At 67.2% G+C, this 15,250-nt stretch carries 11 protein-coding genes and 1 tRNA gene; 4 read left to right on the forward strand and 8 right to left on the reverse strand.

What is annotated here, in order from left to right:
- Positions 1-12: 12 nt before the first annotated feature.
- The 3 genes from G5A07_RS12715 to G5A07_RS12725 are packed head-to-tail and all read right to left on the reverse strand — an operon-like array spanning position 13 to position 5,986.
- Positions 13-3,867 (reverse strand): YhdP family protein, encoded by a 3,855-nt coding sequence (locus G5A07_RS12715; protein ID WP_191863393.1) that lies wholly within the window; start codon positions 3,865-3,867, stop codon positions 13-15.
- Positions 3,868-3,897: 30 nt separating this feature from the next.
- Positions 3,898-5,385: a ribonuclease G gene (gene rng, locus G5A07_RS12720; protein WP_049454682.1), complete on the reverse strand. Its 1,488-nt coding sequence runs from the start codon at positions 5,383-5,385 to the stop codon at positions 3,898-3,900.
- Complete coding sequence (locus G5A07_RS12725) at positions 5,378-5,986, reverse strand: Maf family nucleotide pyrophosphatase (protein ID WP_029379848.1); 609 nt, start codon at positions 5,984-5,986, stop codon at positions 5,378-5,380. The genes rng and G5A07_RS12725 overlap by 8 nt, the downstream gene beginning before the upstream one ends.
- 131 nt (positions 5,987-6,117) lie before the next feature.
- Here G5A07_RS12725 and G5A07_RS12730 point away from each other — a divergent pair, with 131 nt between their 5' ends.
- The 4 genes from G5A07_RS12730 to G5A07_RS12745 all read left to right on the forward strand — a co-directional run bounded on the left by G5A07_RS12730 (position 6,118) and on the right by G5A07_RS12745 (position 12,306).
- Positions 6,118-6,855 carry an SIMPL domain-containing protein gene (locus G5A07_RS12730; RefSeq protein WP_006382138.1) on the forward strand — a complete coding sequence of 246 codons (738 nt, stop codon included), beginning with the start codon at positions 6,118-6,120 and terminating at the stop codon, positions 6,853-6,855.
- Positions 6,856-7,072: 217 nt separating this feature from the next.
- Positions 7,073-7,723, forward strand: coding sequence for an energy transducer TonB (locus G5A07_RS12735; RefSeq protein WP_019338627.1), 651 nt, complete (start codon positions 7,073-7,075; stop codon positions 7,721-7,723).
- Between the two features lie 191 nt (positions 7,724-7,914).
- The gene (locus G5A07_RS12740) at positions 7,915-10,749 is read left to right on the forward strand and encodes a TonB-dependent receptor (RefSeq protein WP_043402691.1); all 2,835 of its coding nucleotides are present in this window, start codon (positions 7,915-7,917) and stop codon (positions 10,747-10,749) included.
- A 135-nt stretch (positions 10,750-10,884) separates the two neighbouring features.
- Entirely contained in the window at positions 10,885-12,306 is a 1,422-nt protein-coding gene (locus G5A07_RS12745) for a basic amino acid/polyamine antiporter (protein WP_049454678.1), read from the forward strand.
- A gap of 128 nt (positions 12,307-12,434) precedes the next feature.
- Here the strand turns inward: G5A07_RS12745 and G5A07_RS12750 are convergent.
- The 5 genes from G5A07_RS12750 to holA form a co-directional block, all read right to left on the reverse strand.
- Positions 12,435-12,511: transfer RNA gene (locus G5A07_RS12750), tRNA-Asn, on the reverse strand.
- 22 nt (positions 12,512-12,533) lie between these two features.
- Complete coding sequence (gene rlmH, locus G5A07_RS12755; protein WP_005418108.1) at positions 12,534-13,004, reverse strand: 23S rRNA (pseudouridine(1915)-N(3))-methyltransferase RlmH; 471 nt, start codon at positions 13,002-13,004, stop codon at positions 12,534-12,536.
- Between the two features lie 64 nt (positions 13,005-13,068).
- The gene (rsfS, locus tag G5A07_RS12760) at positions 13,069-13,479 is read right to left on the reverse strand and encodes a ribosome silencing factor (protein ID WP_005418109.1); all 411 of its coding nucleotides are present in this window, start codon (positions 13,477-13,479) and stop codon (positions 13,069-13,071) included.
- Between the two features lie 58 nt (positions 13,480-13,537).
- A complete protein-coding gene (gene nadD, locus G5A07_RS12765; RefSeq protein ID WP_171955189.1) occupies positions 13,538-14,203 on the reverse strand; it encodes a nicotinate-nucleotide adenylyltransferase in 666 nt (221 codons plus the stop codon).
- A gap of 3 nt (positions 14,204-14,206) precedes the next feature.
- On the reverse strand, positions 14,207-15,244 hold the full coding sequence (holA, locus tag G5A07_RS12770; RefSeq protein WP_191863394.1) for a DNA polymerase III subunit delta: 1,038 nt from the start codon (positions 15,242-15,244) through the stop codon (positions 14,207-14,209).
- Between the last annotated feature and the right edge of the window lie 6 nt (positions 15,245-15,250).

Consider the following 15,250-nt stretch of genomic DNA (forward strand, 5'->3'; position numbering starts at 1 on the left):
GGAAAGCCGCGCTCAACGCGCGCGCGGCAGGCCGGTGACGGTCGGCGGAATGGCCGGCGCCGGTGCCGCCGCGGGTGGCGGAGCCTTGTCGCGGCTGCGCTCGATCACTTCCACCTTCGGTTCCTTCCATGGACCGGTCACCTTGTAGGTACGGGCGCCAATCTCGCCCAATGGTTTGGACAATACCGCATTGGTGGCCGCGCCCAGCGCCGCCCCCACCGGGCCACCGGCCACTGCCCCCACCACGGTCAGCAGATTGCCTGCGCGCGGGTTGACGTCGATGGTCTGGTCGAACTGCTGGTTGCGCAGGTCGGCCTGGCCGCGGATGGTGATGTTGGCTGCCGGGCCTTCGATCAGCACCTTGTCTGTGCGCGCCATGCCCTGGCCGAACTGCATGCTGCCGTCGATCTGGTTGAACGCGAAGCCCTTGGAGAAGAAGTCGCGGAAGTCGAACATCAGGCGCCGCGGCAGCTGGGTCACGCTGAGCAGGCCCAGCACGCGGCCGGCGCCCGGTTCCAGCTCCAGCAGCTGGCCGTTGCGTGCGTGCAGGTCCAGGCGGCCCTGCAGGTTGCCCAGCTGGAAGTCCGACGGCCCCCCACTCCACGTGGCCTGCAGCTGCGCCTGGCCGGAACCGCCACGCAGCTGGCCGCCGTAGTCGAGGTTCTGCATCAGTCCGCCCAGGTCCTCGCTGCGCACCTGCGCGGTCAGTTCGGTGCGGGCACCACCGGTGCGGCCCAGCCAGCGACCGCTGATGTCGATCTCCTGGTCGGGCGCACGGAAGCGCAGCTCATCCACGTTCAGGCCATTGGCCAGCGGCCGCGTACGCAGCACCGCCTGGCCCAGCACCACCTTGCCGAACTTCAGGTCGGCGATGTCCAGCGCGAACGGCGGCAGCTTGGCCGGGTCCATGTCATTGGCGCCTGCCTGTACCCGTGCCGGTGCGGCCGGTACACCTGGAGCCGCCGGCAATGACTGCCAGTGCACGCGGTCGAGCTGGCCACTGATGGTGCCGCCGTCTGCATTGGGGACGGTCAGGCGCCCGGCCAGCGACGGGCCGTCCAGGCGTACATCCAGTGCCTGCGCTCCCGGGCGCAGCTGCAACCGGGTCTGCTCGAACACACCACCGATCAGCATCAGCTTGCCGACCTGCACATCCACCGCACGCAGCGGCATGCCGTCATCGTCGTTGCCACCACGGGCCAGGCCGATCCACTCCAGCGCATCCAGGGTCGGGCTGCGGCCATTCACGGACAGTCCGCTCGGTGGCGGCTCGCGATCGGCATGGTCGCTGCCCAGCGTCACCTGCACACCCGTCTGGTTGTTGTGGCTGCGCGCAGCCAGCGCAAGGCGCTGGCCGAACGACACGTCGATGCGGCCGGCCCCCATCGGCAGCTGTGCAGCCACGGTGGTCGCCAACGGCTCGGCAGCCGGTTTGTCCAGCGGCGCCGGCAGGTCCAGCCGGGTCCCGACCAGATCGGAGCTCAACCGCAGCTCGCTGGGCGGCGCAGGCGCCCCCGGAGCGACCTTGGGCAGATTGACCGCGATGGTCCACGGCGAGGTGCCGGCGATGTAGGGCTTCAGCCACGCCATTTCCGGCGCGCGGTCGATCAGCACGCCAGCATCGAGGTTGGCCGACAACTGCGATTCAAAGGCCAGCTTGCTGTCGTGCACGTAGCCACCGGCACGCAGGCTCAGACGACCGTCCTGGCCGAGGTGGCGCACCGCCAGTTCCTCGGCGCCGAAACCGCCGTTGCTGTAGCGCGCCTGCCCGTGCATGTTGTCAAAGGTGAGCTGGAAGCGCTTGTCGACCAGCTTCACGCCGGCCAGATCGACCGTTCCCTGCAGGTGGCCGCCACCTTCATCGTGGTGCAGCGGCTGCAGCAGATCGAAGGTCACATGCGCCGGGCCCGCAGCGGTGAGGTTGTCCAGGGTGTCGCCATAATCCTTGTGCAGCGGGCTCTGCCGCAGCATGGCCAGCAGCCTGCCGGCCTCGCTCTGCGCATCGGCACGCACGTACAGCGGCTGCTGCCCGAAATCCTGGATGCCCGCCTCGAATTTCTGCACCGCCACGCCGGCCAGATCGCCGCGACCGTGCATGTCGAAGCCGGGGCCGATGAAGGCGATATCGGCATCGACCTGGCGCATCAACGGCCAGTCGTGCTGGAAGCGGATGTCACCATTGGTGATATGGCCGGTCGCCTCGAAGCGGCCATCGTTGTTGTCGAACGGCCAGTCGTCCAGGTCGCCACTGACCAGGCCGATGCCGTTGCGCACCTGCCCACCGGCCAGCGCCATGTCCAGCCAGTCGGTGGCGCCCTTGCTCATCTTGGAGTGGATCCAGAAGCGCTTGGCCGCGGTCATCGGCACGTCGTCCAGCTTGGCCGCCAGCTGCAGCCACGGCCGCGTACCGTCGCCCTGGAACCAGACACCACCGCGCACGTCCGCCGCATAATCGGTGCCTTCCACGCGCATCGCTGCCGTGCCGATGCGCCAGCCACCGCCTTCATCGCGCCAGCCCACCACCTGGCCCGCCAGGTGCAGATCGTGGCGCACGCCGAAGCCGGTCGGCCAATCGAACTGCAGCTGGCGTTGCGACTGCAGCTGCAGGCTGAAGCCATCCGCGTCGCCTTCGAAGCGCCCGCCCAGGCCGCGCAGGCCGGGCGAATTGCCCACGCTGGCGAAGCCCAGCGACTGCAGTTCGCCCTGCGCCCACAGCGGGCCATCGCGTTCGCCCGCCAGCTGCAGCTCGCGCACGTCCAGCTGCGGCCTGGACAGGAACAGCCAGCGACGCAGGCCCGGTTCAAGACGATCGCTCAGGGCCAGCGCACGCAGCGCGATGCCGGCCTGCACTTCGCGAGAACTGACCCGCAGCTGCTTGCCGAGCTGCAGCTGCAGGCCATCGAGCTGCTGCTCGCCTTCTTCGGTTTTCAGGCGCAGGCGCGGCACCTGCAATGCCCAGCCATCGGCCTGGCGCTGCCAGCGCAGGCGTGCCTGCAACCGCTGCAGCTGCAGCTGCGGAGCCGCCATCGCGGGCATCGGTGCGCCATCGATGCGGACATCACGCAGGTCCGAATCGGTGGTCACCGCCACCGGCGCGAAATCGCGCAGGGTCAGCCACAGGTTGAGTTCGCCCTTGCCTTCGCGCAGGCGCACACCGCCGGCCGCCAGCAGCGGCGACCAGGCATGAAAATCGACCGGATCGGCGCCCAGCCAGGCCTGGCCGTTGCCGCGCACGCGGTCCACGTCCAGCACCGCCGTCAACGGCAGCGCTTCGGTCTGGGCCCAGGCGCGCACGCCTACACGCAGGCGGTCGCCATTGACCCGCAGGCGCACGTCGATGCGTGGCAGCGTGGTATCGATCCCCAGCCCCGGCGCATGCACGCCCAGGCGGCCACCGATCACCTGCAGTTCGCCCAGCCGGCGCAGCGCATCCAGCGGGTCCCCGCCATTGGCGGCCTGCGGCAGGCCACGCACCGACCAGCGGCCGTCCTCGCCCTGCTGCAGGTCCAGTGCCAGGCCACGCAGGCGCAGTTCGGTCAGCGAGCGGCCGGGCAGCAGCCCGCTGTACATCGACACCAGCACCTCGGCCTCGCCGATCGCCAGGCCCTGGCCGGCGCCAATGCGCAGGCCCTTCAGCTGCAGCAGCGGACCACGACGGGTCCAGGCCGTCTGCAGCTGGTCGAAACGCACCGGCTGGCCGGCGCGTTCACTCAACCAGGCGGCAATCCTGTCGGGATGGCGCTCGGCCAGCGGCAGCAGCTGGCTGAGGGTGCCCACCAGCAGTGCCAGCCCGACCAGGCCCACCGCGCAGGCGGCAATGAAATGACGGCGGATCCTTCGCAGTCGCAGGCGCGGCGGCGCGCTCATCGGCCACCGCCGGCCTGCGGCCGGCGAGGATCAGAGCAGAACAACATCGAATTGCTCCTGCAGGTACTGCTCGTCCGCCTGGAAGCGGATGCTCTTGCCGAGGAATTCCTCCAGCTCGGCCACCGCCGCGGATTCCTCGTCGGTGATGCGCGCGACCACCTTGGTCGAGGCGATCACCAGCAGGCGCGCGGCATCGAACTGGCGCACGGCACGGGTGATCTCGCGGAAGATCTCGTAGGTCACCGTCTCGGTGGTCTTGATGCTGCCGCGGCCGCTGCACTGCGGGCAGGTTTCCGACAGCTGGCGCTCCAGGCTTTCCACCGTGCGCTTGCGGGTCATCTCCACCAGGCCCAGCGGCGAGAAGTCGTACACCGTGGTCTTGGCATGGTCACGGGCCAGCGCCTTTTCCAGCGTACGCAATACCTGGCGGCGGTGCTCGGCATCATCCATGTCGATGAAGTCGATGATGATGATGCCGCCCAGGTTGCGCAGGCGCAGCTGCCGTGCCACCGACTGTGCCGCTTCCAGGTTGGTGCGGAACACCGTCTCTTCCAGGTTGCGCTGGCCGAGGAACGAACCGGTGTTGACGTCGATGGTGGTCATCGCCTCGGTCTGGTCGATCACCAGGTAACCACCGGATTTCAGCGGCACCTGCTTGTCCAGCGCGCGGCCGATCTCGTCCTCCACCCCGAACATGTCGAAGATCGGGCGATCGCCGCTGTACAGCTCGATCTTCTCCGCCAGCACCGGCATGTACTTGGCAACAAAGGCCTGCAACTGCGCGAAGGTCTCCTTGGAGTCCACCTTCACCTTGTCCACATCCTTGCGGATCAGGTCGCGTACCGATCGCAGCGGCAGGCTCAGGTCTTCATAGATGTTGCTGCACGAGGCCGCTTCGCGGCCACGACGCTCGACCACGTTCCATACGCGCGACAGGTAGGCGATGTCCTCGGCGATGGCTTCGGCCGGCTGGCCCTCGGCATTGGTACGCACGATGTAGCCGTAGCCCCCGTGCTGCGCCGACAGTTCGGTCACCAGCGCCTTCAGGCGCGCACGCTCGGTTTCATCCTCGATGCGCGCCGACACGCCCACCACCTTGGACTGCGGCAGCAGCACCATGTAGCGCGAGGGAATGCTGATCTGGGTGGTCAGGCGGGCGCCCTTGGTGCCGATCGGATCCTTCACCACCTGCACCACGATGTCCTGGCCGTCGCGCAGCAGCTCGACGATCGGCACGCTGGACGGCGGCGGCAGCGTGGTGTTCTCGGTGTCGGCACTGGCTACCGGCGCCGGCCGCACCACGTCGTTGGCGTGCAGGAACGCGGCACGCTCCAGCCCGACTTCGACGAAGGCCGCCTGCATGCCTGGCATCACCCGCTGTACCTTGCCCTTGTAGATGTTGCCGACCACACCCCGGCGCCAGCCGCGCTCGATGTGCAGTTCCTGCAGCATGCCATTTTCGATCACCGCGACCCGGGTCTCGCGCGGGGTCACATTGACCAGGATTTCCTCAGACATCGGCAGCCTCCCTGGCGGCATCGGCAGTGGGGGCCGGCACGCCACAGCGCGCCAGCAAACGATCGGTGTGCAGCAACGGCAGCCCCATCACCCCGGAGTAACTCCCGGACAGGTGCTCGATCCAGCGCTCGGCCCCGCCCTGGATGGCGTAGGCCCCCGCCTTGTCCAGCGGTTCGCCGGTGGCCACGTAGGCGGCGATGTCGGCGGCGTCGATCGGGGCGAAGGTCACTTCGGAAATGACCAGCTCGCTGTCCAGCCCGTCCGCGCCGACCACCACCACCGCGGTCATCACCTGATGGGTACGCCCGGCAAGACGCGCCAGCATCGCCCGCGCATCGGCGGCGTCGGTGGGCTTTCCGAACACGTCGCCGTCCAGCACCACCTCGGTGTCCGAACCGAGCACCCGCGCCTGCGGGTCATCGGCCAGCACCCGGGCCAGGCCGGCGCGCGCCTTGTCGGCGGCGACCCGGCAGACATACTGTTCGGCGCTTTCAGCGGGCGCGCGCTGCTCGACGACCTCCAGGTCCAAGGCTTGGAAGGGGCGTCCGAGTCGGGCCAGCAGCTGGTTGCGTCGGGGGGAGCGGGAAGCAAGGTAGAGCATCGGCACAGCATAACCTGAGGCTGCCACCTGAATCGTCGGCAACCCGTTCTGGAACGCGCTCAACCCCGAACGGGCTCACAGCGCGTTCATCGCTACGACACCACCCTCAACGGCACAACAAGGAGTTCTCCATGCGCCTGACCGCCACCCCGCTGCTGCTCGCCCTGTCCCTCGCCCTTGGAACCTCGATGACCGCCCATGCTGCCCCGTCGTCGCCGTCGATCGCCGCTCCGGCCGAAGGCACCCTGCTGAACATCTCGGCCAACGCCGAGGCCACCCGCGTGCCGGACGTGGCCACCCTGTCGGCCGGCGTGGTCACCCAGGCCGCCGATGGCAACAGCGCCATGCGCCAGAACGCCCAGCAGATGGACAAGGTACTGGCCGCGATCAAGGCCGCCGGCATCGCCGAGCGCGACGTGCAGACCAGTGGCGTCAGCCTCAACCCGCAGTACCGCTATGCCGACAACGAAGCGCCGAAGATCACCGGCTACCAGGCCAGCAACACGGTCAGCCTGAAGGTGCGCGACATCGCCAAGCTGGGCAAGGTGCTGGACGCACTGGCTGCGCAGGGCGCCAACCAGATCAATGGCCCCAGCTTCGAGATCGACCAGCCGGAACCGGTCTATGACGAAGCCCGCCTGGCTGCACTGAAGAAGGCCCAGGCCCGCGCCCAGACCTATGCAAAGTCGCTGGGCCTGCAGGTGCGCCGCATCGTCAGCATTTCCGAGAACGCCGGCGGCGGCTACCGCCCGATGCCGATGATGCGGGCCATGTCGGCCGGCGCGGCGATGGACAAGGCCACCCCGGTCGCACCGGGTGAATCGACCGTCTCGGTCAACCTGGACGTGGTGTTCGAACTGGGTCGCTGATCCCGTCCGTCATTGCCGGCAAAGGCGGATCCCGCAGGGGATCCGCCTTTTTTCATGTCCGCAGCCGGCACTGGCTGAAGGCCAGCCCAACGATCGCCCCCCTGCCTCTAGGCAGTGGCCGCCATGTCGCGCTACTGATGGACTGCCAGCCGCGTGCGGCAACCCCGCCACGGGCCCTGGTGCGTTGAGGACTTCGTCACTGGCATGGAGGTGGACCATGGTTCGTACGTATCCCGTTGCATCCCCGCAGTTCGACCCCGCCCGCGTTGCCGCCTGGAGCGCGGCCATCGCCCTGCATCTGCTGGCCTTCCTGCTGCTGCTGATCCCGGCGACCTACCAGGCTGTGCAGGTCCCGCGTGACAAGACTGCGGTCAGGCTGATCGAGAAGATCCCGCCACCGCCCACGCCGCCGGTTCCGATCCCGCCGAAAGAGATCGTCCAGGTGGTGCCCAAACCGCGGACGCAGCCGGTGGTACCGCCGCTGCCCGCACCCACCGCGACCGTAGAGGAAACCCAGGGCATCGCACTGCCGGCCGCCGAACCGGCCCCGCCCCAGCTCGCACCGAGCATCGATACCGCCACACCACTGGCCGGCGCCCAGCTGCAATACCGCAGCGCCCCGCCGCCGGCCTACCCGCTGGCGGCACTGCGCAATCGCGAGCAGGGTACGGTGCTGTTGCGGGTAGAGGTGGACACCCACGGGCAGCCGGCGGTGGTCAGCATCGAGCGCAGCAGTGGCTCGCGCAGCCTGGACCAAGCCGCACGCCAGCAGGTGCTCAGGCACTGGCGCTTCGAGCCGGCCCAGCGTGATGGCGTGGCCGTGCCGGCCATCGGCATGGTGCCGGTGCAGTTCTCGCTGCCAGACTGAAGTGATCGCCGGCCCGGCCATCTGCCGGGCCGGCCCTTCCGTCCGGGCGGGCACGGACGGAACAGGATCAACTGTTATTGATTAAGCAAAAATTCACGACTTCGTCACCCGCCGGAAACCTAGATTGGTCCGTCCCGGAATCTACCGGAGACAGCCCTCAACGCTACGGTTTTCCAGTTAGGAGAGAAGCTGTGAAACACCTGATCCAACGGCCCGCCAGCCGCCGCCGCACCACCCTGGCATCGTCCATCACCCATATCCTTACCGGCGGCACCCTGCTGCTGGTTGGCGCCGTGGCTTCCACCTCCGCTTTCGCGCAGGAGAAGGCCACCAACCTGGACCGCATCACGGTCACCGGTTCGAACATCCCGCGCACCAACACTGAAACACCGTCCCCGGTGCAGGTGGTGACCCGCCAGGAAATCGACCGCACCGGCAAGACCACGGTTGCCGAATATCTGCAGACGCTGACCGCCGACGGTTCCGGTTCCATTCCCAAGACCTTCGGCAACGGCTTCGCCGGTGGTGGCGCCGGCATCTCGCTGCGCGGCCTCGGTGCCGGCTCGACGCTTGTGCTGTTGAATGGCCGCCGCATGGCCACCTACGGCCTGGCCGATGACGGCCAGAAGGTTTTCACCGACCTGAGCACCATCCCGCTCGACGCCGTGGAACGCGTGGAAGTACTTAAGGACGGCGCCTCGGCAATCTACGGTTCCGACGCCATCGCGGGCGTGGTCAACATCATCCTGCGCAGTGATTTCCAGGGCGCGATCCTTCGGGGCTCCTACGGCCTGTCCGGCGACAGCGATGGCGACGCGAAGAAGGCGACCTTGACCGCCGGTACCGGCGATCTGGCCACCGACGGCTGGAACGCTTTCTTCAGCCTGGATGTCGCAAAGACCGATGCCATCAAGATCAGTGATCGCAAGAACCGGAAGTGGATCGGTACCGGCGATACCCGCCCGTGGGGCTACGGCAACAATGCCCAGTTCCTGGGCGGCGCCTTCCTCAGCGGCAAGACCCGCGGTGGTGTTGGTCCGAATGGTTCGGTGTATGACGACCGCAATGTAACCGAAGATAATCCTGCCTTCCTGGTCGCCCTGCCGGGCTGTGCTGGCCTGACCACGATTCCAGGCCAGACCGAGGCTACGGCGCAGGCGCAGGGCTGCCTGTGGGATCCGAACCAGCTGTATCGCGACCTGACCCCGGAAGAGAAGTACGTCAACGTGTTTGGCCGTGCCAGCTTTGCCTTTGGTGAAGGTGGTGAGATCTACACCGAGATCGGCTACTCGAAGAAGGAAACCACTTTCAGCAACACCCCGTCGGGCGTCTCAGGTGGCTGGGGCTATCCGGAAGGCCCGGTCAATGCCAACAGTGGTGACGGCGCTACGGTGCTGGGTCCGAACCATCCTGACAATCCGATTCCCGGCCAGGCCTCTCGCCTGCGTTATTCGGCATGGGATGTCGGTCCGCGCGTGACCAACAACACCAATGAGTTCACCCGCTTCCTGGTCGGCATCAAGGGCAACTGGGGCGACTGGAGCTACGACACCGCGTATCTGCACTCCGGCACCGACCTGGTCAACAAGCGTACCGGCTTCCTCAACTACGACAATGTACGTTGCGCACTGGCCAATCCGAACTGCGCCGGTGGTGTCTGGCGTATCGGTGACAACGCCGGCATGAACTCGCAGGCGCTGTACGACTTCATCTCGCCTGACATCAGTGCCCGAGCCAAGTCCAGCCTGGACATGTTCGACTTCACCGTGTCGCGCAGCCTGATGGACCTGAAGGGTGGCCCGCTGGGCCTGGCACTGGGTACCGAATGGCGCAAGACCAGCAACAGCCTGACCCCGCAGACCTATACCGACCAAGGCCAGATCATCGGTCTGGGCTACTCGGCCTACGACGGCACCCAGAACGTGTACGCCGGCTACGTTGAGCTGTCTGCACCCGTGCTGGAAACCCTGGAACTGTCCGGTGCGGTTCGCTACGACAAGTACGAGAGCGGTGAAGGCAAGGCGACACCGAAGATCGGCATCAAGTGGACCCCGGCCGACTGGATCGCACTGCGTGGCAGCTACGCCGAAGGCTTCCGTGCACCGAACCCGGCCGAGAACGGAGATGGTGGCCTGGCCGCCTTCTCCAACGCGTCCGATCCGGTACGTTGCCCCGGCGGCAACCCCGCACCAGGTGCGAACGACGACGACTGTGGCGCCCTGCCAGTCGCCATCATCACCCGCCCGAACAAGGACCTGAAGCCGGAAGAATCCAAGAGCTACTCGGTGGGTATCGTCCTGCAGCCCACGGCCACGACTTCGCTGACCATTGATGCCTGGCAGATCAAGCGCACCAACGAAATCGCCCAGGGCAGCACTTCCGAAGCCATTGCCGCCGGCAACGTACTGCGTGACAGCAACCTGCTCAACGGCGTGCCCGGCACGGGCAGCATCCTGGCGGTCAACACGCAGTACATCAATGCTGCATCGACCCGGGTACGGGGTATCGATACCGATATCCGCCAGACCTTCGACATCGGCCCTGGCCAGCTGGAGATGGACCTGCAGTGGAGCCATGTACTCAAGTTCGAGCGCACCGATGCCGACGTGACCGTCGACTACGCAGGTACTCACGGCAACTGCGACGTGACCAACTGCATCGGCACCCCGAAGGACCGCATCAACTTCGGCACCACCTGGAGGCAGGGCCCGTGGAGCGTCAGCGGCGTGGCCAACTACATCTCGAAGATGGACAACAAGGACTTCCGTGGCCCGAATGGATCCTACCTGTTCGCGTATGCGGACGGCACGGACGTCAAGAAGATCTCCTCGTTCACCACCTTCGACCTGTCGGGCCGCTGGAACATCACTGAAGCCTTCGAGCTGAACGCCTCGGTGCAGAACGTGTTCGATCGCATCGCCCCGCTGGATCCGTCCACCTACGGTGGTGTCAACTACAACCCGCTGCACTTCAGTGGTGCCATCGGTCGTTACTTCACCGTCGGTGCCAAGTACACTTTCAAGTAATACAGGCAACACGCTTCAACGCAACTTCGAAGGCCCGGGCAGCTGCCCGGGCCTTCGTCGTTCTGCCCCTTGCAGGCATGTTCACGGGCACAAGGCTACCGTGTGCACGCGGCATCACCGCCGCAGGGGATCTCCATGGCCGCGACATCGCAGCGCTTGGGCCTGCCCGCGTTGACTGCACTGGTGGTCGGCTCGATGGTCGGCGCCGGTATCTTTTCATTGCCACAGAACGTAGCGCGCAGCGCCGGTCCGGCCGCCGCGCTGATTGGCTGGGCGGTGAGCGGCGCGGGCATGCTGATGCTGGCGTTCGTGTTCCAGGCGCTGGCCAACCGCCGGCCTGATCTCGATACCGGCATCTACGCATACGCGCGCGAGGGCTTCGGCAATTACATCGGCTTCTCCGCTGCGTGGGGTTACTGGGTTGCCTCGGTGCTCGGCAACGCCAGCTTCTTCGTGCTGATCTTCAGCGGCCTTGGCCACTTCATGCCCGTGTTCGGCGAAGGCAATACCCCGGCCGCCGTGGCCGCATCGTCATTGCTGTTGTGGACGGTGCACCTGTTGGTGCTGCGCGGCCTGCGTACTGCAGCCATCGTCAACGGCCTGGTGACCGTGGCCAAGCTGCTGCCGATCGCGCTGTTCCTGATCCTGGCCACCGGCGCGTTCCGCATGGACGTGTTCCGCGCCGATTTCCTCGGCACGCCTGCACTCGGCGACCTTGGCCAGCAGCTGCGCGGCATGATGCTGGTGACCGTGTGGGTGTTCATCGGCATCGAAGGGGCCAGCATCTATTCGCGGCGCGCGGCACGGCGCGCCGACGTGGGTCGCGCCACGGTGATCGGCTTCCTGGGCGTGTGGCTGCTGCTGGTGCTGGTCAGCCTGTTGTCGATGGGCGTGCTGTCGCAGGCGGAACTGGCCGGACTGCCCAATCCGTCGATGGCCTATGTGCTGCGCGCCATTGTCGGCGAATGGGGCGCGACGGTGATCATCATCGGTTCGATCATCTCCGTTCTCGGTGCATTGTTGGCCTGGGTGCTGCTGTGCGCCGAAGTGCTCTATGCCGCTGCAGGTGACGGCACCATGCCCGCCTTCCTGGGCCGTGAGAACGCGCGCGGCGTGCCGGCCAATGCACTGTGGTGGAGCAACGGCCTGATCCAGTTGTTCCTGCTGCTGGTGCTGGTCAGTTCCGGCAGCTACACCGGGCTGGTGCTGCTGGCCGCATCGATGAGCCTGGTGCCCTACTTCCTGTCCACGGCATTCGGCATGCAGCTGGCCTGGCGCGGGCAGGCCTATGCCGGTGAGCCGGGTGTGCGCTGGCGTGATTTCGGGGTGGCAGTGCTGGCCAGTGCGTATGCGCTGTGGCTGGTGTATGCCGGTGGCCTGGACAACCTGCTGCTGTCGGTATTGCTGTACGTGCCCGGCGTGGTGTTGTTCGCACTGACCCGGCGCCAACGCGGCGAGCGGGTATTCACGCGTTGGGAATGGGTGCTGTTCGGTGCGATCCTGATCGTGGCGATCGCCACGCTGGTGGCGTTCTGGCGAGGAGCGCTGGCACTGTAGAGCCGAGCCCACGCTCGGCTTCGCACAGGCAGCCGAGCACGGCTCGGCTCCACAACAACAGTCGAGCAAGCTCGACTCCACAAAGACGCAAAAAAAAACCTGCATCTCGCGATGCAGGTTTCTCAAGGTGGCGCCCGAAGTTGGACTCGAACCAACGACCCCCTGATTAACAGTCAAGTGCTCTAACCGGCTGAGCTATTCGGGCAGACGACTAGTATAACCACTCTTCACGCGCGATGGTAGGGGTGATTGGCGATCATTGCGGCAGCCCGATACAGCTGCTCGGCCACCACCAGGCGTACCAGCATGTGTGGCAGCGTCAGCGGTCCAATCGACCACTTCTCGTCGGCCAGCGCGGAGACTTCCGGCGAATGCCCTTCCGGGCCACCGATCAGGAACGCCAGGTCCCTGCCCTGCCCGCGCCAGTGTTCCAGGCGCTGTGCCAGCTGTTCGGAACTGAGCTGGCGACCCGGCACATCCAGCGCCACTACATAGGCATTCTTCGGCAGCGCAGCGATCACCCGCTTGCCTTCATCTTCAGTGGCGCGGCGCGGATCACGGCCTTTGCCGCGCAGGCCGGGCTCGATTTCCACCAGCTCGAACGGCAGCCAGTGCGACAGCCGCTTCTGGTACTCGGCGAAGCCCTGCGCCACCCAGCTGGGGGCGCGTTCACCGGTGGCGATCAGGCGGGCTTTCATCAATGGTCCTCCAAAACGTCGACGGCGCCATCGGCGCCGTCGAAGGGATGCATCAACGCGTGGCTCAAGCCACTTCGTCGTCGCTGGACGGCGGCTGGTCACCGACGGTCCACAGGCGCTCGAGGGCGTAGAACTCACGCACGCGCGGCAGCATCACATGGACGATCACGTCGCCCAGATCGACCAGCACCCACTCGGCTTCACGCTCGCCTTCCACGCCCAGCGGCATCACGTCGATGTTCTTGGCGAAGCGCACCACTTCATCGGCAATCGACTTGACGTGGCGGGTCGAGGTGCCCGAAACGACAATCATGTAGTCGGCAACGCTGGACCGGCCGCGCACGTCGATCTCGACCAGGTCCTTGGCCTTCAGGTCTTCGGTGGCTTGGCGGACGCTGGCCAGCAGTTCCGGCACGGACGGCGGCGGGCTGGGCAGATCGACCTTGATGGTCTGGGGCTGGGTCTGGTTGCTCAAAGTGGATCGACTCGATAAACGTGGGGGCGATTATACGGGGATGGCGCCGCTACGCCATTCACGCTGTGGCCGGGCGGTACAGCCCGTGTGCAGCCACATAGTCCGCCACGCCGGGTGGCAGCAGGGCGCGCCAGGGGCCGCCGCCGGCGATCTGCGAACGCACGGCGCTGGCCGATTCCTCGCGCAGCGGGTGGTGCAGGCGCAGGATGCGCCCGGCCGGGCTGGCGAACAGGGCCTGCTCGGTGTCGGCCCAGCGCCCTTCCAGCGCCCGGCCCAGCTCGCCATCCACCGCAGCCTGCAACGGGCTGCCCGGGCGCTCCGCCACCACGAAATGAGCCAGCCCGAACAGCGCCTCCCACTCGTGCCAGCGGGACAGGCCAAGCAGGCTGTCGGCGCCGACCAGCCAGGCCAGCGGCCGGCTCGGACCCAGCTCGCCACGCAGCTCGCGCAGGGTGTCCACGGTGTAGGACGGCCGACCGGGGAAACGCGCTGCACGGTCCAGCTCGCGGCGGTCCAACAGCAGACCCGGTTCGTCGCCGATGGCCAGCGACAGCATGCTGCAACGCTGCTCGGCCGTGGCACCGGGCACCGCACGGTGTGGCGGATCGGCGGCCGGCAGCATGCGCACGGCAACCTGCAGTTCGTCGCGGGCAGCCCGCGCGATCGCCAGGTGCCCGAGGTGCACCGGATCAAAGGTGCCCCCGTAATAGATCCGCAGGCTCATTGCTCAGGCCCGCGCCAGCAGGCGCACGGCACGCGGTTCGGCCACGGCCACCAGCAGGCGCTCCAGCGCCAGCCAGGCATCACCGTCGGCGCGCCCCTTGGCGATGCGGTCGACCAGCCCGGCTTCGGCCACGAAGCGCTCCCAGCGCTTGCTTTCCGGATGCCGCTGCAGCGCGCGCTTGTACGGCGCCTGCCGCGACTCCCAGATGCCGCGCGATTTCATTTCGGCGGCCAGGTTGCCGCCACGGGCCTGCACCCGGGCCAGGCCTGCACCAGCCAGCAGTTCGCGGATCACCATCGGCATCAGCGCGGCGACCGCCTCGCCTTCTCCGCGCAGACCGGCCAGCATGCGCAGGACCGCCGCTGCCTGGCCGGAGAGGGTGGCTTCCACCAGCCGGAACACGTCGTAGCGGGCCGCATCGGCCACCAGCGACTCCATCCGTTCCACGTCCAGCGGCTGGCCGTCGGCCAACAGCGCCAGCTTGTCGATTTCCTGGGCGGCAGCCAGCAGATTGCCTTCCACCCGCTCGGCCAGGCGCTGCACGGCGGCCGGGTCCGCGCGCAGGCCCTTGCCACGCAGGCGGCGCTCGATCCAGTCCGGCAATTCGTGCGGCTTGATCGCCCAGGCCACCGACAGCACGCCGATGCGGTTGACCGCCTCGGCCCACTTGCCCTGGTGGGCCTTGCTCCATTCGTTGGCGGTAATCATCAGCACCACGTCCGGCGCCGGATTGGCGCAGAACTCGCTGATCACCTCGGCCCCGTCCTTGCCCGGCTTGCCGCTGGGCAGGCGCACCTCGACCAGGCGGCGGGCGCTGAACAGGCTGGGCGCGTTGAAGCTGGCATCGAGCTGGTTCCAGTCGAAATCACGGCCATCGGCATCGAACACTTCCCGCTCGCCGATGCCGGCGGCGCGCGCACGCGCGCGGATGGCGTCGGCCGCCTCAAGCACGCGCAGGGTTTCCGGGCCGGCAATCAGGTAGACCGGCGCCAGCGCGGTATCAGCGCCCTGGCTGGCCAGCTGCTCCGGACGCAGTTCCATCGTCGC

Origin of the sequence: Stenotrophomonas sp. AS012628 (assembly GCF_010608305.1) — a bacterium.
GTDB classification, from domain to species: Bacteria; Pseudomonadota; Gammaproteobacteria; order Xanthomonadales; family Xanthomonadaceae; genus Stenotrophomonas; species Stenotrophomonas geniculata.

Bases quoted from the DNA above. Each gene is read 5' to 3' on its own strand.
- G5A07_RS12715 (WP_191863393.1), bottom strand. From the start codon at position 3,867: ATGAGCGCGCCGCCGCGCCTGCGACTGCGAAGGATCCGCCGTCATTTC.
- rng (WP_049454682.1), bottom strand. From the start codon at position 5,385: ATGTCTGAGGAAATCCTGGTCAATGTGACCCCGCGCGAGACCCGGGTC.
- G5A07_RS12725 (WP_029379848.1), bottom strand. From the start codon at position 5,986: ATGCTCTACCTTGCTTCCCGCTCCCCCCGACGCAACCAGCTGCTGGCC.
- G5A07_RS12730 (WP_006382138.1), top strand. From the start codon at position 6,118: ATGCGCCTGACCGCCACCCCGCTGCTGCTCGCCCTGTCCCTCGCCCTT.
- G5A07_RS12735 (WP_019338627.1), top strand. From the start codon at position 7,073: ATGGTTCGTACGTATCCCGTTGCATCCCCGCAGTTCGACCCCGCCCGC.
- G5A07_RS12745 (WP_049454678.1), top strand. From the start codon at position 10,885: ATGGCCGCGACATCGCAGCGCTTGGGCCTGCCCGCGTTGACTGCACTG.
- rlmH (WP_005418108.1), bottom strand. From the start codon at position 13,004: ATGAAAGCCCGCCTGATCGCCACCGGTGAACGCGCCCCCAGCTGGGTG.
- nadD (WP_171955189.1), bottom strand. From the start codon at position 14,203: ATGAGCCTGCGGATCTATTACGGGGGCACCTTTGATCCGGTGCACCTC.
- holA (WP_191863394.1), bottom strand. From the start codon at position 15,244: ATGGAACTGCGTCCGGAGCAGCTGGCCAGCCAGGGCGCTGATACCGCG.